At 70.0% G+C, this 25,139-nt stretch carries 25 protein-coding genes and 2 pseudogenes; 13 read left to right on the forward strand and 14 right to left on the reverse strand.

The window, feature by feature from the left end:
- Positions 1 to 176 precede the first annotated feature (176 nt).
- Positions 177 to 782 carry a TIGR03086 family metal-binding protein gene (locus tag FE633_RS06820; protein WP_138044190.1) on the forward strand — a complete coding sequence of 202 codons (606 nt, stop codon included), beginning with the start codon at positions 177 to 179 and terminating at the stop codon, positions 780 to 782.
- Positions 783 to 1,028: 246 nt separating this feature from the next.
- Here FE633_RS06820 and FE633_RS06825 read toward each other — a convergent pair whose 3' ends face one another.
- Positions 1,029 to 1,907, reverse strand: a complete 879-nt coding sequence (locus FE633_RS06825; protein ID WP_138044191.1) for a helix-turn-helix transcriptional regulator — start codon at positions 1,905 to 1,907, stop codon at positions 1,029 to 1,031.
- 102 nt (positions 1,908 to 2,009) lie between these two features.
- Between FE633_RS06825 and FE633_RS06830 the strand changes: the two genes are divergently transcribed.
- A complete protein-coding gene (locus FE633_RS06830; RefSeq protein ID WP_138044192.1) occupies positions 2,010 to 2,705 on the forward strand; it encodes an SDR family NAD(P)-dependent oxidoreductase in 696 nt (231 codons plus the stop codon).
- A 244-nt stretch (positions 2,706 to 2,949) separates the two neighbouring features.
- Here FE633_RS06830 and FE633_RS06835 read toward each other — a convergent pair whose 3' ends face one another.
- The 5 genes from FE633_RS06835 to FE633_RS06850 all read right to left on the reverse strand — a co-directional run bounded on the left by FE633_RS06835 (position 2,950) and on the right by FE633_RS06850 (position 6,778).
- Entirely contained in the window at positions 2,950 to 4,188 is a 1,239-nt protein-coding gene (locus FE633_RS06835) for a sensor histidine kinase (protein ID WP_138044193.1), read from the reverse strand.
- Positions 4,189 to 4,357: 169 nt separating this feature from the next.
- Positions 4,358 to 5,407 (reverse strand): zinc-dependent alcohol dehydrogenase, encoded by a 1,050-nt coding sequence (locus FE633_RS06840; protein ID WP_138044319.1) that lies wholly within the window; start codon positions 5,405 to 5,407, stop codon positions 4,358 to 4,360.
- 115 nt (positions 5,408 to 5,522) lie between these two features.
- Positions 5,523 to 6,062 (reverse strand): GtrA domain-containing protein, encoded by a 540-nt coding sequence (locus FE633_RS06845; protein WP_246113471.1) that lies wholly within the window; start codon positions 6,060 to 6,062, stop codon positions 5,523 to 5,525.
- Between the two features lie 152 nt (positions 6,063 to 6,214).
- Complete coding sequence (locus FE633_RS47045) at positions 6,215 to 6,385, reverse strand: hypothetical protein (RefSeq protein WP_171059838.1); 171 nt, start codon at positions 6,383 to 6,385, stop codon at positions 6,215 to 6,217.
- A gap of 36 nt (positions 6,386 to 6,421) precedes the next feature.
- Positions 6,422 to 6,778, reverse strand: a complete 357-nt coding sequence (locus FE633_RS06850) for a PRC-barrel domain-containing protein (RefSeq protein WP_138044194.1) — start codon at positions 6,776 to 6,778, stop codon at positions 6,422 to 6,424.
- A 181-nt stretch (positions 6,779 to 6,959) separates the two neighbouring features.
- Between FE633_RS06850 and FE633_RS06855 the strand changes: the two are divergent.
- From FE633_RS06855 to FE633_RS06865, 3 genes and pseudogenes are all read left to right on the forward strand, one after another.
- Positions 6,960 to 7,151, forward strand: a pseudogene (locus tag FE633_RS06855) (hypothetical protein); the annotation flags it as partial.
- Positions 7,148 to 7,576 (forward strand): annotated as a pseudogene (locus FE633_RS06860) (PIN domain-containing protein); the annotation flags it as partial. The pseudogenes FE633_RS06855 and FE633_RS06860, both read left to right, overlap by 4 nt.
- 182 nt (positions 7,577 to 7,758) lie before the next feature.
- Positions 7,759 to 9,255: an FG-GAP-like repeat-containing protein gene (locus FE633_RS06865; RefSeq protein WP_138044196.1), complete on the forward strand. Its 1,497-nt coding sequence runs from the start codon at positions 7,759 to 7,761 to the stop codon at positions 9,253 to 9,255.
- A 55-nt stretch (positions 9,256 to 9,310) separates the two neighbouring features.
- Here FE633_RS06865 and tgmB read toward each other — a convergent pair whose 3' ends face one another.
- Together tgmB and tgmA are read right to left on the reverse strand one after the other, a co-directional pair.
- On the reverse strand, positions 9,311 to 10,267 hold the full coding sequence (gene tgmB / locus FE633_RS06870; protein WP_138044197.1) for an ATP-grasp ribosomal peptide maturase: 957 nt from the start codon (positions 10,265 to 10,267) through the stop codon (positions 9,311 to 9,313).
- 14 nt (positions 10,268 to 10,281) lie between these two features.
- Entirely contained in the window at positions 10,282 to 10,473 is a 192-nt protein-coding gene (tgmA, locus tag FE633_RS06875; RefSeq protein WP_138044198.1) for a putative ATP-grasp-modified RiPP, read from the reverse strand.
- Positions 10,474 to 10,974: 501 nt separating this feature from the next.
- Between tgmA and FE633_RS06880 the strand changes: the two genes are divergently transcribed.
- Together FE633_RS06880 and FE633_RS06885 are read left to right on the forward strand one after the other, a co-directional pair.
- On the forward strand, positions 10,975 to 12,507 hold the full coding sequence (locus FE633_RS06880; RefSeq protein WP_138044199.1) for a glycosyl hydrolase family 28 protein: 1,533 nt from the start codon (positions 10,975 to 10,977) through the stop codon (positions 12,505 to 12,507).
- Between the two features lie 54 nt (positions 12,508 to 12,561).
- Positions 12,562 to 12,933: a DUF952 domain-containing protein gene (locus FE633_RS06885; RefSeq protein ID WP_138044200.1), complete on the forward strand. Its 372-nt coding sequence runs from the start codon at positions 12,562 to 12,564 to the stop codon at positions 12,931 to 12,933.
- Positions 12,934 to 13,041: 108 nt separating this feature from the next.
- Here the strand turns inward: FE633_RS06885 and FE633_RS06890 are convergent, their stop codons facing one another.
- The 3 genes from FE633_RS06890 to FE633_RS06900 all read right to left on the reverse strand — a co-directional run bounded on the left by FE633_RS06890 (position 13,042) and on the right by FE633_RS06900 (position 14,750).
- Positions 13,042 to 13,473, reverse strand: a complete 432-nt coding sequence (locus tag FE633_RS06890; protein ID WP_138044201.1) for a DUF7144 family membrane protein — start codon at positions 13,471 to 13,473, stop codon at positions 13,042 to 13,044.
- Between the two features lie 40 nt (positions 13,474 to 13,513).
- A complete protein-coding gene (locus tag FE633_RS06895) occupies positions 13,514 to 13,984 on the reverse strand; it encodes an SHOCT domain-containing protein (protein WP_138044202.1) in 471 nt (156 codons plus the stop codon).
- 133 nt (positions 13,985 to 14,117) lie between these two features.
- Positions 14,118 to 14,750, reverse strand: coding sequence for an HdeD family acid-resistance protein (locus tag FE633_RS06900; RefSeq protein ID WP_138044203.1), 633 nt, complete (start codon positions 14,748 to 14,750; stop codon positions 14,118 to 14,120).
- Between the two features lie 230 nt (positions 14,751 to 14,980).
- Here FE633_RS06900 and FE633_RS06905 point away from each other — a divergent pair, with 230 nt between their 5' ends.
- The 3 genes from FE633_RS06905 (at position 14,981) to FE633_RS06915 (ending at position 17,437) form a co-directional block, all read left to right on the forward strand.
- Positions 14,981 to 15,598 (forward strand): GAP family protein, encoded by a 618-nt coding sequence (locus tag FE633_RS06905; protein ID WP_138044204.1) that lies wholly within the window; start codon positions 14,981 to 14,983, stop codon positions 15,596 to 15,598.
- A 79-nt stretch (positions 15,599 to 15,677) separates the two neighbouring features.
- Positions 15,678 to 17,063 (forward strand): hypothetical protein, encoded by a 1,386-nt coding sequence (locus tag FE633_RS06910; protein ID WP_138044205.1) that lies wholly within the window; start codon positions 15,678 to 15,680, stop codon positions 17,061 to 17,063.
- Positions 17,064 to 17,098: 35 nt separating this feature from the next.
- Positions 17,099 to 17,437 (forward strand): carboxymuconolactone decarboxylase family protein, encoded by a 339-nt coding sequence (locus FE633_RS06915; RefSeq protein ID WP_138044206.1) that lies wholly within the window; start codon positions 17,099 to 17,101, stop codon positions 17,435 to 17,437.
- A 101-nt stretch (positions 17,438 to 17,538) separates the two neighbouring features.
- On the opposite strand, the gene FE633_RS06920 is transcribed toward FE633_RS06915, so the two are convergent.
- Positions 17,539 to 17,736: a hypothetical protein gene (locus FE633_RS06920; protein ID WP_138044207.1), complete on the reverse strand. Its 198-nt coding sequence runs from the start codon at positions 17,734 to 17,736 to the stop codon at positions 17,539 to 17,541.
- A 146-nt stretch (positions 17,737 to 17,882) separates the two neighbouring features.
- Positions 17,883 to 20,600: a winged helix-turn-helix domain-containing protein gene (locus FE633_RS06925; RefSeq protein WP_138044321.1), complete on the reverse strand. Its 2,718-nt coding sequence runs from the start codon at positions 20,598 to 20,600 to the stop codon at positions 17,883 to 17,885.
- 283 nt (positions 20,601 to 20,883) lie between these two features.
- Between FE633_RS06925 and FE633_RS06930 the strand changes: the two genes are divergently transcribed.
- From FE633_RS06930 to FE633_RS06940, 3 genes are all read left to right on the forward strand, one after another.
- A complete protein-coding gene (locus FE633_RS06930) occupies positions 20,884 to 21,726 on the forward strand; it encodes a PP2C family protein-serine/threonine phosphatase (RefSeq protein ID WP_138044208.1) in 843 nt (280 codons plus the stop codon).
- A 70-nt stretch (positions 21,727 to 21,796) separates the two neighbouring features.
- Positions 21,797 to 22,801, forward strand: coding sequence for an MASE1 domain-containing protein (locus FE633_RS06935; protein WP_138044209.1), 1,005 nt, complete (start codon positions 21,797 to 21,799; stop codon positions 22,799 to 22,801).
- A gap of 127 nt (positions 22,802 to 22,928) precedes the next feature.
- Complete coding sequence (locus FE633_RS06940) at positions 22,929 to 23,489, forward strand: NAD(P)H-dependent oxidoreductase (protein ID WP_138044210.1); 561 nt, start codon at positions 22,929 to 22,931, stop codon at positions 23,487 to 23,489.
- Between the two features lie 134 nt (positions 23,490 to 23,623).
- Here the strand turns inward: FE633_RS06940 and FE633_RS06945 are convergent, their stop codons facing one another.
- On the reverse strand, positions 23,624 to 24,247 hold the full coding sequence (locus tag FE633_RS06945; RefSeq protein ID WP_138044211.1) for a hypothetical protein: 624 nt from the start codon (positions 24,245 to 24,247) through the stop codon (positions 23,624 to 23,626).
- Between the last annotated feature and the right edge of the window lie 892 nt (positions 24,248 to 25,139).

The raw sequence follows: 25,139 nt of genomic DNA on the forward strand, positions 1-25,139 counted from the left end.
TCCGGCCGTGGCCGGACTCGTCGGCCGGCCCCGGCGCAGGCCGGACAGCCGTTGCGCCTGGTACTGGCAGTCCTCTCGTCGCGGAGGGCACTGGTTCTCCTGTCGTCACGGGCCGAGAGTGGACGCATGACAACAACATTCATCACTGTGAGGGCACCACGAAAGGGGGCTCTCCGATGAGCGATGGCATGGTCTCCAGCGGTTGGGACGTCCTGGACGCCTCCCACGAAGCACTGCGCACGGCGGTCCGCGCCGTCCCCGCCGACGGCTGGCACCTGCCGACGCCCTGCGCGGGCTGGACCGTTGCCCAGGTCTTCCAGCACGCCGTCGGCGACCAGATCGGCTACGCCGCCGCGCTGACCGGTGAACCCGGCCCCGACTTCAACCCGTTCGACCCGTCGGGCGAGATGGAGGGGGTGGACCCGGCGGTGTTCCTGGAGGACGCCCTGGCACGAGCGGCGAGGGCGTGGGCGGGGGTCGACCGGGACGCCGCCGAGGTGCCCACGCCGGTGCCGCCGCACAAGATGTCCCCGTGGTCCGGCTCGGCGGCGTGCGGGCTGGACGCAGCGGTCCACGCCTGGGACATCGCCGTGGCGACGGGCCGGCCGTCGCCGCTCACACCCGAGCTGGCCCGCCCCCTCCTCAAGGTCGCCAGGGAGATCGTCGAGCCGCTGCGCCCCCGCGGCGCGTACGTCGCCGCCCTGGTCCCCGAGCAGGGCGACGACGACGTGGCGGTCCTCCTGCGTTACCTCGGCCGCGACCCCCGCTGGAGCGCCTCGTAGGAGCTGTCCGGTCGATCACGTTGCCGCGACGGTGACTGCGGCGGAGGGACCTGATGAGTGCAGCAGAGGTGCCTGCACTCGCCAGAGCGCGAGACCACCGCAGGCGCCTCGCCGGTATCGGGCCGGCCACCGCCAATCAACCGCGTCGGTCGCGTCGGCGCACGTCCATGATGAGAGCCGTGAGCGGTCGTTTTCACTGACGGACCTGACCTCTGCTTGCTGGACGAGATCCGCCCGGCCCGATCGTTACGGCGTAGAGAACAGACCGGGCCCCGGAGGCGAGGAGCCCTCGGCGCGGACGCCGTTGGTGACCCGCAGGAACTCCAGCCTTTCCGCATCGGCGGAACCCGCGGCCACCGTGTAGACCACGAGTCGGATGTCGCAGCCTGGGACGGTGAGCACGTCGCAGTCGCAGATCACCTCACCCACCTGGGGGTGTACCACGGTCTTGCGGGCCGAGACGTGCGGGCCGACCGTGCCCTCGTCCCACAGACGGGCGAACTCCGCGCTGGTCGAACGCAGTTCCTCGACGAGGTCGGTCAGGCCGCGGTCGCGGGGGTAGTCGATGAGAGCTGTGCGCAGGTCGGCGACGAGGGCAAGTTTCAGGGCGTCGTCGTCCTGGAGCACGGGCCAGGACGCGAGCCGGCTGGGCCCTGTGGCGAAGACCGCTCGTGCCAGGTTGCGCTCGTCGTGTGTCCGTGCGCTGGGGTCGCCCATCAGTACTGACCATGCGGGGGTCCAGGACAGCAAGGTCCAGTCGGCGCTGAACACGCCCACGGGGAACTCCCCGAGGCGGGCCAGCATCCGTTGGACCCCGGCCGGAACATGCGTGGAGACCGTTCCCTCCTGGGGAGGCAGGAGGCCGGCCAGCCGGTAGGCGTGATCGCGCTCCATCGGCTGCAGTTGCAGTGCCCTGGTCAGGCTCGCGACGACCTGCGCCGATGGGCTTTTGGCGCGGCCCTGTTCCAGGCGGACCACGTAGTCGACCGACAGCCCGGCGAGTTCGGCCAGTTCCTCGCGGCGCAGCCCCACCGCACGTCGTCCGGGCCGTGAGGTCAGTCCGACGTCGGCGGGAGAAAGGCGGTCGCGCCAGCGGTGCAGTGCCGTGCCCAGTGTCTCGTCCACTCGGCCATTGTGTCCGCCGGGCCGTCGTCGTGCCTGGTACTGGCTGTCCTACCGTCACGGAGAGCACTGGTTGTCCTCTCGTCACGGGCCGAGAGTGGACGCATGACCACAACATTCATCACCGGAGCCAACAAGTCCCTCGGGTATGAGACCGCCCGCCGCTTGATCGAGGCCGGCCACAGCGTCCTCATCGGTGCGCGTGATCCGGAGCGCGGCCGGTCGGCCGCCGACGCACTCGGTGCCCGTTTCGTCCAGATCGATGTGACGGATGACGCGTCGGTGGCTGCGGCCGCCGCCGATATCGAGGCCCGCGAGGGCGGCATCGACGTCCTGATCAACAACGCAGGCGTCTTCGGGACGCACAGCCCCGCCGACCAGATCACGGCCGCTGACGCCAGTGAGGTGTTCGAGGTCAATGTCGTCGGGATCGTCCGGGTGACGCACGCGTTCCTGCCTTTGCTGCGCAAGTCCGCGAGCCCGGTCATCGTCAATGTGTCCAGCGGTATGGGATCGTTCGCGGCCACCCACGACGCAGAGCGCGTCGAGTCGAGGAACCTCGCGCCGCTCTACACGGCGTCGAAGGCTGCCGTGACCATGCTGACCACGCAGTACGCGAAGTCCTGGCCGGACGTGAAGGTGAACGCGGCCGACCCGGGCTACACCGCGACCGACTTCAACGGGCACAGCGGCCCGCAGACAGTGACCGAGGGGACCGACGCGATCGTCGAACTCGCCGCCATCGGGGCGGACGGACCGACGGGAACCTTCCGCGACCGTCACGGTGAGATGGCCTGGTGATCCACCCCTGAATTCGGGCGTGCCCGGTACGGACGAGGGTTCCAGAGTGGCGAACTCGTGCCGAGATCCTTCATCTCGCCGGGCATGGCCCCCAGAGTCGTCTTGGTTTGTTGGGCTGGATGATGGCGTGTGCGGCAGACTCAACGGCCTTGGAGACCGGGACTCAGCTGCGCAGCCCGATGAGCAGAGCTGCGGTGGTCAGCACAGCCTGAACGAGACGTCAGCACAGGGAGGGCCACGAGGGTCACGCCACGGGGCAGTGCAATGGGACGCGGAGATCCGTGGCGCCGTGGGGCTCCTCGGGCGGAACGGGAGGCAGTGGCAGTTCGGCGACGACTTCGAATCCGCCTCGGGGACGGGGGCCCGCATGGAGGCGCCCGCCGACCGAGACGGCGCGCTCACGCATGCCGATGAGGCCGTAACCCCCGCTGACGAAACGGGAGTCGGCCGGAGCCCGGGTTCCGCCGTTGGCGACCGTGAGGCTCAGCCGGTCGCGGGAGAAGGTGAGCCGCACCTCGGCCGTGCCGGTGCAGGCGTGCTTGGTGACGTTGGTGAGCGCCTCCTGCACGATGCGGTACGCCGTGAGATCCGCACCGGCGGAGAGCGGGCGCGGTGCACCCACGGTGGTGACGGTGACCCTGAGTCCGGCGCCGTGGAAGGAGGCGGCCAGATCGGGGAGCGAAGCGAGGCCCGGGGCGGGGCAAGCGGGCTGCTCCGTGTCGTCCGCCTGACGCAACAGCCCGACGGTCGCCTTGAGTTCGCGCAGCGCTGATGCGGTGGTCTCGGTGAGGCAGGCGGCGGTCGCCTCCGCCTGCTCGGGCCGGGCGGGCAGGTACCGGGCGACGGCACCGGCCTGGAGGTTGGCCAGGACGAGGTGGTGCGCGACGACGTCGTGCAGGTCCCGGGCGATGCGCATGCGCTCCTCGGCGACCCGGCGCCGTGCCTCTTCCTCCCGGGTCCGCTCGGCGTGCTCGGCGCGCGCCCGCACGGCCTCCAGGCAGGCCCGCTGCAGTCGGCTCGCGGTGCCGAGCGAGGTGGCCAGCAACAGCCAGGCAGGACTGAACAGTTGGAGGACGAGCGGTTCGTCGCCGGGGCCGGCGGCCAGCTCCGTCGCCACCAGAAGGGCGATGGCGGCGCAGGCGAAGGAGTTCGCCGTTCTGCGACGGGTGCGTGCGGCCAGGGAATGGAGCGCGACCATGAGCGGCGCCGGCAGCAGAACGGTGAGGAAGTACCCGAGCGCGGCCATGCCCGCGCCGCAGACAGTGGTCACCACCACCGTCGTACGGGGCCGGTCGCGGCGCCACACCAACGCGACGCACGAGGCGCCCGCCAGCAGGACGCCGGGCCACCACGGGACGCCCGGATCACGGCCCGGGAGGCTGAACACGCTGCCCGGGACGGAACACACGAAGACCGCGGCGGCCACGGCGGAGTCGACGGCACGCGGGTGGTTGCGCAGCAGTTGCTGCGGGCTGCTGGTCATGGCATGGGGATTCCTGTACGCGGGGGCGAAGGGGGACGCGGTCGAGGGGAGGTTGAGGGGACGGGTGGTGACGTGAGGGGCGGTGAGGGGAGGGCGAGTGGGCCGCCGCGGGTTCTTCTGCCGCCGACGGGGGCGGGGGCGTCCGTCGGCGGCAGAAGAACCCGCGTGCTCAGTCCTCGGTGTCGAAGCTGACGACGACCTTCTCCGCCGCGCCCGGAGTGAGCGTCAGCTCGAAGGCCCGGTGGACGTCGGAGAACGGGACGCGGTGGCTGATCAGCTTGGCGAAACGCTCGTGGTGCTCGACGAGTTCGGGCGTGACCTCGAAGATCTCAGTGGGGTAGCCCTGGGAGGCGATGAGGGTCAGCTCGCTGCGGAGCATGCCGCCGAGGTCGATGTCGTCGGACTTCTTCTGCACGGCGACCATGACCAGCTTCGCGCCCCACTTCGCGGCGTTGACGGTGGTGTTGAAGACGACCGGGACGCCGGCGGCGTCGATGTAGATGTCGGTGCCGGGGCGCGGCTGGCCGAGCGCGTTGGCGGCCTGGCCGTGCCACTCGGTCAGCCGGGCGGTGACGTCCTCGGTTGCGGAGTTGATGACGGCGTCCGCACCGACAGCCAGCGCCTTCTCCAGACGCGAGGGAATGACGTCGGCGACGACGACGTGCTCGACGCCACGCAGCTTGAGCCAGATCGCGGCGCCGAGACCGATGGGCCCGGCACCGAAGACGACGACCTTGTCGCCCGGCCCCGCCTCGGAGCGGTTGACGCAGTGCCGGGCGACCGCCATCGGCTCGTTGAGTGAGGCGACCTCGAAGGGCACGGTGTCGGGGAAGACGGCGACGCTCTTGCCGACCTCGGCGTTCTCGACGAGCAGGTACTCGCTCATGCCGCCGTACTTGCCGCCGCAGCCGATGATGCCGCTCGGGGCGTCCTGCGGGTTGATCACCACGCGGTCGCCGGCCTTCAGGCCCGTGACCTCGGCGCCGGTCTCGACGATCTCGCCGGCGGGTTCGTGGCCGAGCGGTACGGGGACGATGTCGCCGCCCGCGTGGGCCTGGGCCGGCATGCCGCCCATGTGCAGGAAGGTGACGTCGGTGCCGCAGATGCCGCACGCTCGGATTCTGACCAGGGCGTCCTTCGGACCGGGTACGGGTCGCTCGACGTCGACGACCTCGACCTTGTGCACGCCGGCGGTCTGGACGGACTTCATCGTGGCCATGTTCATGGGCTCGCTCTCTCCCTCGAAGGGATGCTCGTGGCTGTGCTCATTGCTTGACTTAGGCAAGCAGAATTGTGTTACTTAAGTCAAGCAATCTTTTGGTGAACTGAACCGGCTATGCCGGTGCGGGCGCCAGGATGGACAAGGGGGCCGTCCCGCTCGCCTGCTGACGGACTCGGGTCGGGCTCTTCGTCCGTATCGGCGCTGTGGTGCGGTTGCCGCCGGTGGCGAAGACGAACAGGCGCAGGACGAGGAAGCGGCCGATGCCCGCGAGGCCGGAGGCGCCGAGGTAGACGATCTGCTCGGTGAGCATCCCGGGCGACGGCTGCACCATGTGCAGGATGAGCATCGCGGCGGTGGTCACGGCATAGGCGGCTGTCGCCGAGCCCGCGGACTGCCAGTGCCGGCGCCATCCCGCGCGCTGCCCGGTTCCGAAGGTGAAGCGGGAGTGCAGTTCCGTGCAGAGGAGAGTGGAGCCGACGGTGATCAGGGCGTTGGCCGCCGTCCAGGGCATCAGTCCGGCGAGTAGCGCCACAGCACCGCTGGAGAGGAGTCCGATACCGCCGCCGCACAGCACGAACCGGGCGAAGGAGGCGAGCGGGCCGGGAGCGGTGGGGTCCGCCGGGTTCGCAGAGGTCCGGGTGCTGGTGTCCATGGCGGTCTCCATCCGCTTCATGTGCTGCGCGGGCAAGATTTGCTTAACTCAGGCAACCATAATCAGATTGCTTGAGTTAGGCAAGTTAATTTCGGCCATGCGCGGACCACTGTGATCGATTGGTGCGGCGATTCACCTCTTCCTGCCCGGTGTCAGCGGAGAGGGCAGCGCTTGGCGCGCCGGAATCCGCGCATCCCAGCGAAGGCCACATCGACCGCGAAGACCGCGATACCGATGGCCAGCAGATAACCCAGGCCGTCCGCTGCCACGCCGATGATTCCCAGCGCGACAGCCGCGAGGACGAGCAGGAGGAAGAGCGCCATCACCCGAACCTCCTCGTGCTGCCTGCGTATGGACGGTCAGCGCCGCGCGAGTTGGCGTTCGCCCTTGGCGCCCGGCTGGTATGCCATGCCGTAGTGCCGGAAGATCGCTTCTTCCTGCTCGGCGGGCAGTACATCGTCCGTCCCGATCGACGGGGCGCCCTGTACGTGTCCCTTGGTGTAGGAGACCTTGACGTAGCCCGGACCAAGGACTGCCTCGTCGAGGGGGACGAAGACCAGCCGGTGGCGGGTGGGTAGCCCGGTCCGGACGGTGGCCACGGCCGGTTCGTCGGTGGTCGTGTCCACATAGACGGCTTCGAGCATGCCGATCTTGTGCTGCTTCGAGTCCACCACGTCACGGTTGCGCCACTCACGAATGTCGGCTGAATGGATCACGTCCTGCTCCCTGTCTGTGCGCAGGTGGTACGCCGACCTCGGCGTACCCGTGCCGGGGCCGCCCTTCCGGGCCATGGCTCGTGAAAGGGCACTCACCCACTTGTCATCGTATGACCGAAATGGGCTACTGGCATCGGGCGTTCTTCCGGCGATACGGCCCTTGGTTCCGGTGTCCGGAGGCGGCACGGTGGCGGCTGAGATCATCCGGCAGGGGATCCATCTCGCGGCCATGGCGAACCGAGTCTGGGACGAGCCGTTGTTCTCGCGGACCTTCGAAGGGCCGGGGCATACGGTGTCTCAGGCCGAGGTCCGCGACGCGGTGGCTGACGCGGTTCGCCGCGAGGCCGATGCCGGTCCCGGAACCGCGGCGTGATCATCGTCATCGCCGGCACCTCCGGCCTCCTGGCCGCCCTGGACTCCACCCATCCGGAACACGAAGCCGCGAACGAGGCGATTCTGGCCGCGGGACTCCTGGTCATGTCCCCTCTCCTGCTCGCCGAACTCGACCACGTCGCCACCCGTGAACTGGGCCGTGAGGCCGCCGTCAGCGCCGTCGACGACATCCGGCACTGGATGCGCCGAGGCCGTATCTCCGTACCGGAAATCACGGAAGACCACCTTGGCGCCGCCCAGTCCGTTCGGGTTCGTTACGGTGCGCTGGAACTCGATCTCGCCGACGCGGTGAACGTGGCCCTCGCCTCCGACTACGACACGGATGCGATCCTCACGCTCGACCACCGCGATTTTCGTGCCGTACGTCCGTTGGGCCGTCACAAGGCGTTTCGGGTGTTGCCCGACACAGAGGACTTGGCCGGCTGCCGATCCGCGAGGAGAGGCAGGCACTCGCTGAGTCGCCACGTGCCCGACACCTCCTCTTCAGCCCCGTACAACCATTCGTCCACCACGCATGTCGTACGTCACCGAAGCCTCGAACCCGGGAGTTGAACCCGGCGCCGGCTTCTGGAGACGGGAGCCCCACCTTGCGCGTACGTACCCTGGCCGTTGCCACGACGGTCGCCCTCACTGCCGTCCTTGCCGCCGCAGGGCTCGGCGCCCCCGCCGCCGTCGCGGCGACCCCCTCCGGCCTGGCGGGCGACTTCAACGGTGACGGCTATCCGGACCTGGCGGTGGGCGTGCCGTCCGCGCAGGTCGGCGACCAGGCCAAGGCCGGCTATGTGAACGTCGTGTGGGGCGGCCCGGACGGCCCGGGCACGGACAGCTCCGTGCGGATCAGCCAGGCCACGAGTGGGGTGCCGGGCACCCCCGAGGCGGGTGATCTCTTCGGGTCCGCGGTCGCCGCCGCGGACGTCGACGGCGACGGCTACGCCGACCTGGTTGTGGGCGCCTCCAGCGAGTCCCTCTCCTCCGACAAGTACGCGGAACAAGGCACGGTCACCGTGCTGCGCGGATCCGCCTCCGGCTTCACCGGCGGCGGCTACACGGTCGCGCGGGGCGACACCGAGCTCTCCCGGATCGGCCGGGTGATCGCCGCCGGGGATGTGAACGGCGACGGCCGCGCCGACCTGGCGCTCACCCGCGACGCCGATGAGCACGGAGGCGCCGTGCTGCGTCCCGGCCCGCTCACCGCGGGCTCCCCGGACACCCTGACCGGGGAGATCGCCGGGGCGGACCTCGGCCGCGTGAACGCCCTGGCCACCGGTGACTTCGACGGAGACGGCGACGACGACCTCGCGCTCTCCGCCAGCGCGACGGAGACCAGGTTCACCCGGGTCTACCGCTGGCAGGACGGCGCCCCGGTGCAGCTGTGGAGTGCCACGGCCTCCGCCGCCTCCCTCGCCGCCGCCGACTTCGACGCGGACGGCACGGACGACCTGGTCCTCGGCTACTGCTACCCCAACTACGAGGCCGACACCCCGGACTGCGCGGACTACTCCACGGGCCGTGCCGAGGTGTTCAAGGGCGGGCTGGTGCGGGTGGCGTACGGCTCGAAGTCCGACGGTTTCGGCGCCCGTACCCAGGACATCCACCAGGACACCCCGGGCATCGCGGGCACCGCCGAGTCCGAGGACCGCCTCGGCGCCGCGGTCGCCGCGGGCGACATCGACGGCGACGGCCACGCCGACCTCGCCATCGGCGACCCGAACGAGGCGGTCGGCTCGCAGCAGAACGCCGGCATGGTGGTCGCCGTACGCGGCACCTCCACCGGCCTGCTGACCTCCGGCGGTACGGCGACGAGCTTCGGCTTCACGCAGAACACCGCCGGTGTCGCGGGCACCGCGGAGTGGGGCGACCGGTTCGGCGCATCGGTCCGTCTGCAGGACTACGACGCGGACGGCCACGCGGACCTCGCGGCGGGCGCTCCCGGTGAGAACTCCGCCAAGGGCGGTGTCTGGCTTCTCCCGGGCACGGCGCAGGGACCGACGGCGACGGGCTCCCCGGCCCTGACGCCGAGGAGTCTGGGGCTGCCGTCGTCGACGAGCGCGTTGGAGTACGGGCTGGTGATCGGGCGCGGCTAGGTTCTGGGCCAGGTTCGCTGCCGCTGCCGCTGTCCGGACAGGTCGGTGACGCGGCTCACCAGTGGCTCCCGGTGACACGGCGGTCCGTCTTGCGTGGTGACAGCCACCGGGCGACCGCCTCCGAGATCGGCTGCCCGGTCTCCAGCTCGACGAAGCCGAACTGGCCGCCCTGGTTGCACTCCAGGAACCACCAGATGCCGTCCTCGTCCTCGGCGAAGTCGAAGGCGGCGTACGCCAGTCCGGCGAGGGCGACGTACTCGTGCACCGACTTGCCGATGCGTTCGGGCACCGAGACCGCCTCCCAGGTGTGCTCGGTGTCGCCGTAGCGGCCGTCGACCTGGCCGGGCTCGGCCGTCTTCCGCGCGGCGAACAGCCGGCTGCCGACACAGGTCAGACGAATGTCGGCACGCTTGGGTATGTACCGCTGCAGCAGCGCGGGACCGGCCGCAACGGCGGAGAAGTCCGTGCCGGGTCCGATCAGGGTGGTGGGCAGGGACAGCGCGGGGTCATCACGCGGCGGTCCCGAGGCGGACTTCACCACCACGCTCCGGTGCTCCTCGGTGAACTGCTGTGCCACGCGTGGGGCGGTGGTGAAGACGGTGGGCGGCACCGCGAAGCCGCTGAGATGAGCGACCCTCAACTGCCATGGTTTCAGGCGGGCCTGTTCGGCGTTGCGCGGATGGTTCATCCATCGTGTGGAGGCGGAATGGAGCGTTCCGAACAGCGCCTGACCCGTCTCGGCGGTCAGCCATGGTGAGGGGTGTGCCGCGTGCGCGGCCGGTTCGCCGGGCCTGCGCACCCAGACGGAGCGCAGGCCTCCCATGCTGAGCACATGCCCGTTCACCGACAGGTGGCCGTCGAAGTCGCCGTGCGCGTATTCGGCGGACAGCACGGCCTTGCCCGGCAGATCGGCGGGGTCCAGCCGCATCACGGGTATCCCCGTCGCGTGCAGCCTGGTCACCACCATGTCGGCGGTCACGTCCTCCTCGGACGTGAGGATCAGTACGGTCATGCGGGTACCGGTCGTCAGTCGTCGAAGTGTGTCTGGGAGCCGGCGGTGGACGTCGTCGTGCCGACCGCAAGAAGGAGGTCCCGGTCACTGACGGCCGGGCGGCCGTTGGGAAGCACGTTCAGTTGACGCGACGTGTCGAAGCGGTACGGCATCACCACGGTCGGAAGCCCTTTGGGGAGTGTGTAGTTGAGGGTGAACGGTCGCACTGGTCGCACTCGAAACCTCCAGGGTCGCACGTTGACGGCATACAGCCCCTTACGCGTCCTTTGCGTAAGGAAGTCATCAGTTCTCGCCACATTGGCGCCGGATCCGTCACATTCACTGACGTGTTCTTCGCATCGTTCGCATCATCTGCATCACCGTCCTCACAAAAAACACATCGGATGAGGCGTCAAAGTCGTCACAGTGGGTACCGACCGTGACTGCTGCCTCACTTCGGGGTCGCCTCCGCGGCCCCTTTCACGGCGGAAGTGGCGGCCGTTCCAGGCAAGTCGGGCTTGTGGTGTCTTACGCCCGGCGTCGAGCCGCGGTCGGCCGGCCGCCGACGGGCATGCCGCTCCCAGCCCCTGAAGTTTCGAAAACCAGACTTGCCCTTGACGCGGATTTCCGCGCGGCCACAAGATCGGCCCGCCTTCATACGCGCCGCAGCGGGCCCTTCACCTCCGGCCGCAGATGGCCGCCCGCCCACGTCCCGTCAAGGAGTCACCATGAGCTCGTCCCTGTCCCGGCGAAACACCCTCCAGGCCGCGGGAGCCCTCGCTGTCGCCGGCTTGGCCGGCGGCGTCGCGGGCTCCCCGCAGGCCGCCGCCGCCACGGCGGAGGACGGCACCACCGGAGACATCGTTGTCAGGCACCCGACTCTTCCGCAGGTGCCCCTCAACAACTCCTTCACCGTCAAGGTCCGGCCGCTCGGCGGTACATGGCAGAGACTCGACGTCTACCTGGCCAAGCTCGCGCTGATCGACCCCACCACCGGCAGCAACAAGGCCCAGAGCTCCTCCTGGGCCGCCTTCGACTTCTCCGGCACCGTCGAGGTCGAGGTCACCTACAACCCGGGCGGGGTTGAGAAGGTCCGCATCCGTCCGGACTCGTACGGCATCACCCCCGAGGTGCTGGGCAGCACCGCGCGCTTCACGCTGGACCGGCCCCGCAACCTCGTCGTCCAGGTCAACGACAAGATCTTCGACTGTCTGCACCTGCTCGCGAACCCGGTCGAGCAGGACCCGCCCGCCGAGGGCGACAAGAACGTCATGTACTTCGGGCCCGGTCTGCACACCCACCCCGACCGGACGCTGAAGGTGCCCAGCGGCACCACCGTCTACCTGGCGCCCGGCGCCGTCCTCACCTCCGGCGTGATCTTCGAGGGGGTGGAGAACTCCCGGCTGATCGGCCGCGGCGTGGTCTACGACACCCCCGGCGGCGCCGTCTTCATCCGCAAGTGCGAGAACGTCACGATCGACGGCATCACGATCCTCAACCCCCGGTACGAGAACATCAGGGTCGCCGAATCCCAGAACCTCAAGATCAAGAACCTGCGCGCCTTCAGCCACCAGGGCTGGGGCGACGGCATCCAGCTCTACTGCTCCGAGAACGTCACGATCGACGGCTGCTTCCTGCGCACGTCCGACGACTCCATCGCCCTCTACACCCACCGCTGGGACTTCTACGGCGACACCCGCAACATCACCGTCAAGAACTGCACCCTCTGGGCCGACGTCGCCCACCCGATCAACATCGGCGTGCACGGCAACCCGGACCCCGACGCCCCCGAGATGCTGGAGAACCTGCGCTACGAGAACATCGACATCCTCGACCACCGCGAGCCGCAGGTGCTCTACCAGGGCGCCATCGCCTTCATGGTCGGCGACGGCAACCTCGTCCGGGACGTCACGTTCGACAACATCCGCGTGGAGGACTTCCGCTGGGGCCAGCTCATCCACATGCGGGTCACCAACAACCCGAAGTGGAACACGGCGGCCGGCCGCGGCATCGAGTCCGTCTACGTCAAGGACCTCAGCTACAACGGCAAGAACGCCGATCTGTCGCTGGTGATGGGCCTCGACGCCGATCGCCTCGTCAAGGACGTCACCTTCGAGAACCTCCGCGTCAACGGCAAGGTGATCGCCGACAGCACGGGCAAGCCGAAGTGGTACCTGGCCTCGGACGGCGTGCCCATGTTCGTCAACGAGTACGTGCGGAACCTCCGTTTCCTCACCACCGAGGAGGCCGCGGCCCTGTGACCGCCCACGGAATCCAGGACCTGCGCGGCGGCACGGCTGCTGTATAACCGGCTCATGCTCTATCACGTCGTGCCGCTCGGTGAGTGGAACGCCAGTCCCGAACAGCCGTACGCACCCGCTTCCCTCGCGGAGGACGGTTTCGTCCACTGCTCCCCGGACGAGGCGACCACGCTGGCCGTCGTCAACGCGTTCTACCGCACCGCTCCCAGGCCACTGCTGGCGCTGCTCCTCGACGAGGACCGGCTCACCGCGACGTGCGCCTGGGAGGCGGCGGCGCCCGCTCCGCCGCCCGGGGTCGACGGGAGCACCTTGTTCCCGCACATATTCGGACCCGTAAACCGTGACGCGGTCGAGCGCGTCCTGCAGGTCCGATGGGACGACGACGGCCGGGCGACGGGACTTGAGGACGTCGAGGACGCCGGCTGACTGGGGCGTGGACGCCGAGAACGAACGGCGGCGGCGAGACGCCGGTCCGACGGTGTCGGACCGGCGTCTCGCGTTCCCGCCGTGTCATCCCACCCGTTGGCCTCTCTCTCAGCGCTCGAACGAGGCGAAGGAGCCGTCGCGCTTGACCACGCACAGGGCCCAGATGATGAACCCCGAGATCGCGATCATCACGACCGACCAGATCGGGTAGTACGGCAGGGAGAGGAAGTTGGCGATGAGGATGAACCCCGCGATGATCACGCCGGCGACGCGCGCCCACAATGAGGTCGTCATCAGTCCGAGGCTGACGAGTACGGCGACGATGCCCAGGGCCAGGTGGAGCCAGCCCCAGCCGGTCGTGTCGAACTCGAAGACGTAATTGCGCGTCGCAAGGAAGACATCGTCCTCGGCGATTCCCATGATGCCCCGGAAGATGGCGAGAGCGCCGCCGAGCATGAGCATCACGGCCGCGAAGGCCGTCAGGCCGCCGGCCCATTCCTGCCTCGCCGCGTGCGCTTGCCGTGGGTGTGTCGTGGTCATCTTGCTGCCTCGTTTCGTGTTGTCCGGAACTTCGACGTGCTCAGTGACCGGAGGTGGAAGAGGTGTCGGCACCCGAGCGCCCCGCCGGACCGTGGCCCGTCAGGACGAGCTCCTTGGCCCTGCGGAACTCCTCGTCCGTGATGTCGCCACGGGCGCGGATCTCGGACAGCCTGGTGAGTTCGTCGACGCTGCTGGGCCGGCTCTCACCGGCCGCGGCCTCCCTGACGTAGGCGTTGAACGCCTCCTGCTGTGCGCGCGCCTGTGCCGCTTCCCGGCGGCCCATGTTCTTGCCGCGCGCGACCACGTAGATGAAGGCGCCCAGGAAGGGCAGGACGAGGACGAAGACCAGCCAGCCGGCTTTCGCCCAACCGCTCAGATCATCGTCACGGAAGATGTCGAGGATGATGCGGAAGAGCAGGATGAACCACATGATCCCCAGGAAGAACCAGAGCAGGGTCCAGAAGGCGCTCAGCAGCGGATAGTCGTACGCGAAGTACATCTGCTCGCTCATGTCCGTCCTCCGTCCCGGGCTCTGGCCCGGCAGCCGTTTCGTGCCGCCTTCAGCGTGCCCACGGCAAGGACCGGGCGGCCTCACCCGACGAGGGTGAGTGTGCGGGGCGCGGGATCCCCCCGGTCGACGCAGGTCAGCTGTGTGTCCTTCGGAGCGCGGCCCGCCACGCGAGGGCGACCGCCGCCTCGGCCAGGCCGAGCAGCACGAGCCACAGGCCCAGGAGCCGGGTCAGCGCGCGGGCCGACTCGGCCGGCAGGGCGAGCACCACGATCCCCGCGACGATGCCGAGCACAGCGACGCACAGCACGACGCCGCGGTGCGGCAGGTCCTTGGCGGCGAGTGCCGTGTAGAGGGTGAGGACGCCGGACACGAGCCAGACCACCCCGACGATCAGCGAGAGCGCGGCGATGGTCTGCAGCGGGTTCCGCAGGCACAGCACCCCGGCCAGGATGTAGAGCACGGCCAGGAGCAGGCCCGGGAGCCGTTCGCCGTGCCCTTCCCTGGCGAAGACGGCCACGAACCGGAACGCCCCGGTCACCAGCAGGTACAGGCCGATGAGGACCGCCAGGACGTGCAGGGTCTCGTCCGGCCAGACCAGTACGAGGACGCCCGGCACCAGCGTCACGACCGCCGAGCCCAGGATCCAGGTCCATGAACGGCCGAGTCGTGCCAGCACTTCCGCGGGGTCGGTCACCGGGCCGGGGGCGGCCCCGTCCGGCACGTGTTCCGGTCCGCCACCCGATGCCGGACCACGCGACATGGTCATGGCTCCTCCTCGCGCGATCGAGTACGGGGACCCCACCGCTCCAGAGTCCCGCCCGTCGCCGGCCGCCGGGTCACCCTCGACGGGTGATCCCTCCGCACCACCGTGGCGGTGGGACGGGGCGGACCACACCCGGTGCGGGGCGGACGTACACCGCCGGGGCCGAAGAGCCGGCCCCTGTTCACCCGTTGCGGAGGATGCCTGCCCTCACCGGCCGACGGATGGTGGGGCCCATGGATGGTCTGCAGATTCTTCCGCTCGCCGTCACCATGATGCTGGGGCCCCAGATCATGTCGGCGATCATCTTTGTGACCACGCCGCAGGCGGTGCGCGTCTCCCTGGGATTCCTGGCCGGCGTGGCACTCGCCACCACAGCGGGTACGGCGATCATGCTGGGGCTCGCCACACTGCTCGACCTGGGCGACTCCTCCGACAACGGCTCGGCCGGAAAGATCATCCAGTACGTGCTGGTCGGCCTGCTGGCGGCCGGCGCACTCAAGAACTGGCTGGGCCGAGCGACGGCCGAGCCGCCGAAGTGGCTGACCACGCTGATGGCGGCGGACCCGCGAAAGGCGTTCAAGGTCGGTCTGCTGGTCATCCTGGTGATGCCGTCGGACATCATGATCATGATGACCGTCGGGGTCAACCTGGCACAGCACGACGCGTCCTTCGCCGAGGCTCTGCCTTTCATCGCGCTCACGGTTCTCGTGGCCGCGCTGCCGCTGCTGATCACCCTTCTGTTCCACAAGCGGGCCGAAGCCGCGATGCCCCGGATCCGGGACTGGATGAACTCCCACAGCTGGCTGGTCAACATCATCGTCTGCGTGATCTTCATCCTGCTCATCCTCTGAACGGCAGAGCCCGCCCGGTCCCTCCCGCGGCGCCGATCGAGCCACCGGGGCCCGGGGACCTGCGCGAAGGGAGCAATTCATGGAGCCATCCGGCACGACCGGCCCCGAAGGCCCCCGGCGCTCCGAGGACGACCGTCCCTTGAACGCGGAGGAGCGGGCGGAGTACGAGCGTCTGCGCCGCCATGCGCACACCCGCCACCGCCGTCTGCGCTATGCCGGCGCGTCCGTCCTTCTCCTGCTGGCCTTCATCCTCGCGCCCCTCGCCGTGGTCGCCGCCTGGATCGACTCCGAGATCACCGACACCGACCGGTACGTCGAAACCGTCGCGCCCCTCGCCAAGAAGCCGGCGGTCCAGAACCTGGTGACCGACCGGGTGACGGACCGTGTGGTCGACAACATCGACACCAAGAAAGTCACCGACGCTCTCGCCGATGCCCTGGCTCGCAACGGCGTTCCTTCCGCCATCGTGGACCAGGCGGAAGCGCTCGACGGCGTCCTGAAGACCGGGGTGACCACCGTCGTGCACGACGTGGTGAACAAGGTCGTCACCAGCGACGAGTTCGCCCAGGCATGGGAGATCGCCAACCGCCGCGCACATGCCGCCGTGCTGAACGTCCTCACCGGTGAGGGAGGCAGCGCCGTCGAGGCCAAGGGCGACGCCATCACCCTGAACATCGGGACCGTGATCGACGAGGTGAAGCACCGGCTGGTCGACGCCGGTTTCGACAAAGCGGCGGACATCCCCGACGTCGACAAGTCCGTCGTACTGGTGCAGGTCGACAAGCTGAACGAGGCCCAGGACGCGGCGCGACTGCTGGACATTCTCGGAGTCTGGTTGCCCGTGCTGGTGGTGGCGCTCGTCGCCCTGGCCGTGGGGGCGGCACCGTCGCACCGGAGAGCGCTGATGACCGCGGGCATCGGAGTCGGCGTGATGATGGTGGTGCTGCTCGTGGGCCTGGCTGTCATGCGCCGCGTCTATCTGGACTCGGTGCCCTCCGCCGCCCAGTCGGAGGGCGCGGCCGCCGTCATCTACGACGAGTTGGTGCGGTTCTTGAAGGACAGCACCGTCACGATGCTCGTCATCGCGGTGTTCGTCGTGATCGCCGCCTATCTGTACGGTCCGGGACGTGTCGCCCGCGCCCTGCGCTCCGTCACCGTGCGCGGCACCGAAGCCTCCGGACACCTCCTCGCGCGGGCGGGACTGCGGACGGGAGGCACGGGCCGGTGGCTGGACCGCCATCGCGGCTGGACGACGGGCATCGTCATCGGGCTGGCGGTTCTGACCCTGTTCCTGTGGAACTACCCCACCGCGGGCTCGGTGGCCCTGGTCGTCGGGCTGGCCGTCGTCGTCCTGCTCATCCTGGGTGTCCTCGCCGCCGCAAGAACGGCACCCGAACCGGCCACGGCCGCCGCCAGGCCCCCTCCTGACACCGGGCCCTCTTCCGACACCGAAACCCCCTCCTGACATCGACACCACCTCCCTAGGAAGGAACCGCAGAAATGGCTGACGACAAGACCGCAACACAGACAATGAAGGCTCTCGCCGACGCCGATGCCCCCGTGTTCGAGACCCTCGCCCAGATGCAGCTCGACACCTTCGAGCGGTCGGGCCTGGACCCGGAGACCTACCTGCTGGCGCGCATCGCGGCTCTCGTGGCCACGGACGCGGCTCCCGCCTCCTACCTGCTCAATGTCGGTGCGGCCGCCGCAGCGGGCGTGCCCGTGGAGAAGGTGCAGGGGACGCTGGTCGCGATAGCCCCCGTGGTCGGCAGTGCTCGCGTCGTATCAGCGGCGGGCAAGATCGTCGACGCGTTCGACCTGGTGGAGGAAGAAGGCTGACCGACTCGGTTCCCGCACCCTCGGCACGACGACAGGCGCTCCGCCGGATGACGGCGGAGCGCCTCTGAGCGGTCCTTACACGTTCACGTTCACGTTCACCGTCACTCCGGCAGCTGTCGCATCTCCACGACGCGCAGTCCCAGCGACTGGCAGCGCTCCAGCAGCCCGTACAGATGCGCCTCGTCCACCACAGGGCCGAACAGGACCGTCTGGCCGGATATCACCACGTGGCCCAGCTCAGGGAAGGCCTTGGCCAGCGTGTCCGACAGATGTCCGTCGACGCGGATCTCGTAGCGCATGAGCGGTTCTCCCACGGGCGGCCTCGGGACAGGCGGACGGCGCCCTACCCTGCGATCGTCCGCCCTCGGTGCCTCCGCGGGCCTCACCCGGTACAGGTGACCCGTCGCCCGGCACCCGGACCACCTGGGTCAATGCCGCCGCGCGTTCACAGCAGACGGAGGTCGCGCGCGCGGCGCACCGCGTCGCTGCGCCGGTTCACCGCCAGCTTCCGGTAGACGCTCTTGAGGTGGGTCTTCACCGTGTTCACCGACACGTAGAGGTCGGCGGCGATCTCCTCCGTGGACATCATCCGGGCCAGCCGCTCCAGAACGTCGCGCTCGCGCCCGCTCAGCTCCGCCGCGACGAGCGGCGAGGGCTGCGCCTCGGGCCGGGGCGACTCGCCGCCTCGCCGCTCACCGTCTCGCGACTCACCGCGTCGCGACGCACCGGGCGTGAGCCAGCCCGAGGCCAGCTCCTGGAGCGGTGCCGTGGCCAACAGAGGCCGGAGCCACGCCCGGGCATCGAGGAACGGACGCCGCAACCGCTCGCGCCGGGCGTCGAGGAGCGCCTGCGCGACGAGCTTGCGGGCGGTGTCGGCGTCTCCCGCCCCGTCCGCGGCCTGAGCCCTCACCAGCGCTGCCCGGACGGTCACCGCCGGACCGGTCCGGCCGTCGGTGTGGATGCTGTCGAGCAGGTCGTTCGCCGCCGCGGGACGGCCTGCGGCGAGCTGGATCCGCGCGGCCTCCACGGCGCAACCCGGCTGGTGGTCGCACACGCCCTGGAGCACCTCGGCGGCCCTCTCCGGCCGACCTTCGGCCAGGTGGGCGGCGGAGGCGACCAGCGCTTCATGGCTCGCCGCCCAGGGTGAGGTCACGGCGGCGGAGACGGCGGGGTCCGCCGCCTCGACGGCAGCTCGTGTGCGGCCCTTGACCAACAGGAGGCGGGCCGTGGTGATGGCCCGTCCCGCCGCCATCACCGGATCGTGCGTACCCGAGGGGAGGTCGGCCGTCTCGTCGAGGAGGACTTGGGCCCGGCCCAGTTCGTGGCGGTCGACGGCCACGGCGGCCAGGACCAGCCGCCCGATGGCGGAGCCGCACGGCTGGGGCAGGCCGAGCCGCTCCGCCTCGGACACCGCCGCCAGGGCCTTGCGCTCCGCCCTGCCGAGCCAGCCGTTCAGATAGTCGATCAGCGCCAGGTGCCCCATCGACTCCTCCCGGGGGAGCACGGTGGAGGCTCCACCGGGAGTGCCGGCCGCCACGGACAGGGCAGCGCGCGCGTCGTCGAAACGCCCGGCCCACAGGCGCGTGGAGCCGAGATGGGTCAGCAGGAGTGCGGTGAGTTCCGGGTGCTTCTCCAGGAGGTGCGCGGGGACTTGCTGCCGCAGTTCATCGGCTGCCTCGGCGGCCTTTTCGGCCCGTTCGGGAGAACCGGTCAGCCGGGCGGCCAGCGCCTCCAGCAGCGCACAGCTCAGCCGGGCGGCGGCCGGGCCGGGCGCCCGGTCGTGCGCCGGGCCGGGGGAGTCGTCGGCCAGACGCTCCTCGGCGTGGTGCAGGTGGGCCAGGCCGCGGTCGAGGTCGCACCGGGACAGATCGCGGGCCGCCCGTACGAGGTCCGTCGCCAGGCCCGTGGCCTCGGGCCCCATGCGGGAGAACAACTGGTCCAGGTCGTCCGAGCGCAGTCCGGTGAAGAGCTGTCCGATCGCCAGGTCGTCGACCAGGGCACCGGCGGTGAAAGCCCATTCGCCCGCGGCGGCGCCGTGGGCGAGTGTCTCCGGCAGAGTTCCGTGACGCCGCAGCCACCGCGCGGCCCGCAGGTGGAGTTCCGGCTCCAGCCCGGGCAGGCGCACCCGCAGATGGGCCCGGAGTATCTCGCCGAACAGCGGGTGGAGCCGGTACCACGCGTGCCCGAGGTGCTCGACGAACGCGTTCTCGCGGTGCAGCCCGACGAGCAGGGCCTCGGCATCCGTCCGGTGGGTCAGCGCGTTCGCCAGATCGGGACAGAAGCGCTCCAGGACGCTGACGCGCAGCAGGAGGTCCTGTGTCTCCTCCGTCTGCCGCTTGAGCACCTCGGCCAGCAGGAAGTCGGCGACCGTACTCCGGTCCGCCTCGAACTCCTTCAGGTAGAGCTCCGGGTCGGCGCTCTCCTGCGCGGCCAGGGCGCACAGACGCAGGCCGGCCGCCCAGCCCCGGGTGCGGTCCACCAGTGCGCCCGCGGCATGGACCGGAAGGCTCAGACCGTGCAGCTCCAGCAGCGCGACGGCCTCCTCGGGGGTGAAGGCCAGTTCCGCGGCGCGGATCTCCGTCAGCTCGCCGGCCGCCCGGTAACGGTGCAGCGGCAGCAGCGGTTCGGTGCGGGTGACGAGGACCAGGCGCAGGCCCCGACCGGCGTGGCGCAGGACGAACTCCAGCTGCTCCGCGATCTCCGGGGCGGTCACGCGGTCGTACTCGTCGAGTACGACGACCACGGGCTCGTCACGATCGTTCAGAGCGGCGGCGAGCGCCGCCAGCAGCTTGCGGTCCACTCGGGTCGCGTCCGCCGGAAACCCGACCGCGCCGGGTGCCTGCGCACCGCAGGCGCGCAGGGACTGGAGGACGTAGGCCCAGAACACACTGGGTCGCCGGTCGCCCACCTCGACGGTGAGCCAGGCGACCGACTGCCTCAGGCCGGCGGCCCAGTCGGCGGCCAGCAGGGTCTTGCCCGCGCCGGCCGCGCCGTTGACCAGTGTCAACGGCGTCTGCAGAGCCTGGTCCAGGTGGTGGACCAGCCGCTGCCGCCGCAGAAAGGTGGTGGGCCTCGTCGGCAGGACAATCCGTGTACGCAGAAACGGGTCACCCAGGGGATCGGCGCACGGAACAACGGGATCGGCCGGATCGGCCGGAATGATCGGCCCTTGAGCGTTCTCGCCGTTCTCGCCGTTCTCGCCGTTCTCATGGGTCTCGTCGGTCTCGGCCACGGCGCTCACCGCCACAGTCCGTAAGGGTCAGGTCATGGGCAGCGCTTCCTCACTCAGCATCCCAGCCTTCCCGCACATGCGCGCGGCGCTCGGGTGCCACCCCCAGGTGACCCGCTCCTCGGCGGCCTGACCATCAGGAGGATCTTTCCGTAACTGGCGTACCTTGAATTCATGACATATGGCGCATCTCCGAAAATTCCCGGAGTGTTATGCCATGACTCGCCGCCGCACCGTATCGTCCATGGACCCCGGAGATCTCCTGCACACGCTGGGGGATCTGACCGGCCGGATTCTGGACCGGATCGAGTTCCAGCAGGCCCGCGTGGAACTCGCCGCCGCGCTGCAGCGCCAGGTCCTGGCCGCCGAGCTGCCGGTCCTGCCCCGCCTGCAGGTGGCGGGACGGTACGCGCCCGCGCGGGCCGGGCTGGACATCGGGGGCGACTGGTACGACGGCTTCCTCATGCCGGACGGCTCGGTGGGATTCACGATCGGAGATGTGCAGGGCCACGATGTCGAGGCCGCGGCTCTCATGGGGCAGGTACGCACCTGTCTGCGCGCCGTCGCGATCGCCACCACGGACCCGGGGGAGGTACTCCGGCGCACCAACGACCTGCTCGTCTCCATGGACTCCGGGCTGTTCGTGACCTGTTCGTTCCTGCGCTTCGACCCGGTCACGAGCGAGCTTGCGGATGCCCGCGCCGGGCACGTCCCCGCCGTCTGGGCCACGGCCGACGGCCGCTGCGACATCATCCTGAACGACGGCGGTCTGCCGCTGGGCATCAACGCCGGCGAGAGCTACCCGTCGACGCGCCGGCTGCTGACCGACGTGTGCGCGTTCGTGCTGCTCACCGATGGCGTGGTGGAAGGCCCCAGCTACCCGATCGAGGAAGGGCTCGGGCGGGTGGTCGAGCTGGTCGGCGGCGCCTGTAGCACCGAGCCGGACGAGCTGGCCGCGCGGATAATCAAGGTGGCGGACTTCACCGGCCACAGCGATGACGCTGCGGTCCTCGTCCTTCGTTACGGGGGGCTCCCGGAGCAGCGGCAGGGCGGAGGGTGAGCGGCATGCGCGGCCTGTACGACACCGGTGCGGCACGCCTCGCCCGGCATGACCGCCGGGGCAGGCGGGGATGACCGATGCGTCGCGCCGTGGGCGGCTCCAGCTGTACGCCGCCGAGGGCCTGCGCATGGCGGCCGTCGCGGCCGTTTACTACGTCACCGCCAAGATCGGGCTGGAGCAGCAACTGGTGCGAGGGCAGGTCACGCCGTTCTGGCCGCCCACCGGCATCGCTCTCGTCGTCCTGATGCTGTGGGGCCTTCGTACGTGGCCGGGCATCGCTCTCGGGGCGTTCCTGGTGAACGTGGCGCTCGGGCCGTCGATCCTCCCCGTGCTCGCCATCACGGTCGGCAACACGCTCGCCCCGGTCTGCGCCTGCCTTCTCCTGCGGCGTGTGGGATTCCGTATCGCTCTCGACCGGCTGCAGGACGCTCTGGCGCTGGTCTTCCTCGGGGCCCTGGGCGGGATGGTGATCAGCGCGACGGTCGGCACGGGAGTCCTGGTGGCCTCCGGTGCGCTGACGGCCCACGATTTCTGGCCGACCTGGTCGGTGTGGTGGACGGGCGACGCGATGGGGGTCCTGGTCATCGCCCCGTTCCTGCTGGCCGTGCGCACCGCCGAGTGGCCGCGCGGCGCGCCTGTCCTCCGCTGGGCCGAGGCGGTGGCCCTGCTGGGCGGCACGGCGGCGGCCTCCGCGGTGGCCACCCGCAGCTCGCTCAACCTTCTCTTCCTCGTCGTCCCCTTCGTGATCTGGGCGGCCTTCCGCTTCCAGCTGGTCGGCGCCGCCCCCTGTGTGCTGATCGCCTCCGTGATCGCCATCGACGCGGGTGCTGACGGGGCGGGTCCGTTCTCCGGTCACGATCTCCTCGCCAAGATGGTCATCCTGCAGGCCTTCAACGGCACCGTGTCCCTGACGGCCCTGCTGCTCTCGGCGATCATCACCGAGCGGAACCACACTCTCCGGGAGATCGAAGAGGTCGTCGAGCGCCTGACGGAAGCGCTGTCCCGGCTCGCACCGGACGAGACGCTGAATCAGTGGCCCTCCTCCGCGCCGGAGGGACGAAGTCACCGGGAGTAGCAGGCGGGGTGACGGTATCGCCCCCTCATGCTAACGATGGCGCAATGATTGCGAAAGCCTGCCTCTTGGCGCCTTAATGCTACGTGCTATCGTTAGCATAATTAGCTTCCATCCTCAGGAGTTCCCCATGTCTGTGCGCATCCTGGCGCTCGTCGGCAGCCTTCGTACCGGATCAACGAACCGTCAGCTCGCCGAGGCCGCGGTCAAGCACGCTCCCGACGGGGTGGACATCGAGCTGTTCGAAGGGCTGGCCGACGTGCCCTTCTACAACGAGGACATCGACACCGAGGCGAGTCTTCCGGCCGGCGCCGTGAGTCTGCGCGCGGCGGCCGACCGGGCCGGTGCCTTCCTGCTCTTCTCGCCCGAGTACAACGGCACCGTTCCGGCCACGCTGAAGAACGCGATCGACTGGCTGTCCCGCCCGTACGGCGGCGGCGCCCTCTCCGGCAAGCCGGTCGCCGTCGTCGGCACCGCGTTCGGCCGGTACGGCGGCGTGTGGGCGCAGGACGACGCGCGCAAGGCAGCCGGTATAGCCGGCGGCGCCGTCCTCGAGGACGCCAAACTGTCCATCCCCGGCTCCCTGAACCGCTTCGCCGACACCCACCCCGCCGACGACGCCGAGGTCGTCACCGGACTGACCGAGGTCATCCGTCGGCTGACCGCCCAGGCCGCCCCTGCCACGGCCTGACCGCTTCGCGTGCCGTCGCGCACACGAGGGTGGACCAGGCAGCAGACACCTGGTGATCGCGCTGCGGTGTGCCGCCGGAGCCCGAGGGGCACAGGGTCATCGGCCGGGGCCTCGTCTGCCGGGGCGCCGCGGGATCATCGCAGCGGCCTGCGGATCCACACCTCCCGGGCAGCTGTGTCCCGGTCGTCACCAGCACCGTCACCGGCACCGTCACCGGAATTCCAACCGGAACCAACGTCTGAAGCGACTCGAGGGCCGAGTCCGCCGAGTTTCGACCATCCCCAGGCGTGCAAGGTCTCCTCCGCCGCGGTCTTCCGGTCGCCTTCGCCGGGCCGGTCCACGGCCGCGACGACCAGATCGGCGTCGAGGCGGGCCAGCAACCGCTCGCCGAGGCGGGTCGCGATGCCGCGGCGCCGTTGGGACGGCAGCACCATCAGTTCGGCCAGCAGGAAGGTCCGGCCCGAGGCCGTGAGTTCCTCAATCTCCGCCGGCAACTCGTCCCGGAAGCCCGACCACCACTCGCCGGTACGAGCCACGCGGAACCCGTAGGCGCAGCCGACCAAACCGGCCGCGTCGGCGACCACCATGTCGAAGTCGGTGCGCTGCACATGCCGCTCGAACCGGTTCAGAAAGCTCTGGCGGTCACGGTATTCGGCACCCGCGGCACCGCGGTACGCCGTGACATGGACGTCCGCGACGACGCCCCGCTGCTGCTCGGCCTGCCAACGGGACAGTCTGCGCAAGTACACGTCTGTCATACGAGCCTCCCCCGGCCGTGGGACGAACACCCCCGGATTCGGCATGGTGACAGCACGAGCCGACGAGGTAAACCGGGCGTCAGGACAGGGGGGCGACCGAGTGTCGGGATCAGGGGTGTGGCGCCAGGTCACTGGCAGCAGGAGCGGGGCTTCGGGCCGGGAGCGGCGGCTGCCCGCGATGCGGGTTGCTCGGCCACGCACGGAGTCGAACAGGTCGGTGAGCGAGGGAAGTTCGCGCATCGCCTCAGGCCGAGCCGGGGGGCGAGATACCGAGTCCGGCGGTCGGCCTCGGACGAAAGGCGGTGATCGACGGGCGCGTTCATGTCGCGAACCCTTGTCTCCGGGCCGGGGCGAAGCGGTCCGGTGCTGTCGTTCGCCGAGAACGACACCGGCGGAGGGCCGACGTCGAAGAGTCCCCGGTGATGCCACCGTACGCCGGCCGCGGCACCAATGGCCGGACGGCCGCGCCACATTGAGCCACCCCCCGATGCCTTCCTGGACTGGAGCATCCGCAGCCGCGCTGACAGCAGTAGCCGCAGCAGTGCCGTCAGCAGCACCCGCACATTGATGCCCGCGGACTGTCCATACGTGCCCCGTTGGCCTACGCTCGGGTGAGTCAGGCGCTTTGCGAGCCTGAGCACGGTTCCGAAGTCACCATCACCGACTTCCCGCGCCCCCAGTCCTCGGGCGTAACGCCGAGGCCACAGCCTCCGACACCACCCCCGTATTCCGGCCGCCTCTGCGCGGCCGTGCCCATGCCACATGTCCCAATCGGACCTCGCCGCAGTGCACTCGATCGAGCGTGCCGCCGCAGCCCGATGAGGGGCCCATGCCCTGGAACCGCCGACTTGGGGGCCGGCGCGTCAGGGCCGCGTGGTCGCCGCCGGTGGGC

It is taken from the genome of Streptomyces montanus (assembly GCF_005786655.1).
GTDB lineage: Bacteria > Actinomycetota > Actinomycetes > Streptomycetales > Streptomycetaceae > Streptomyces > Streptomyces sporangiiformans.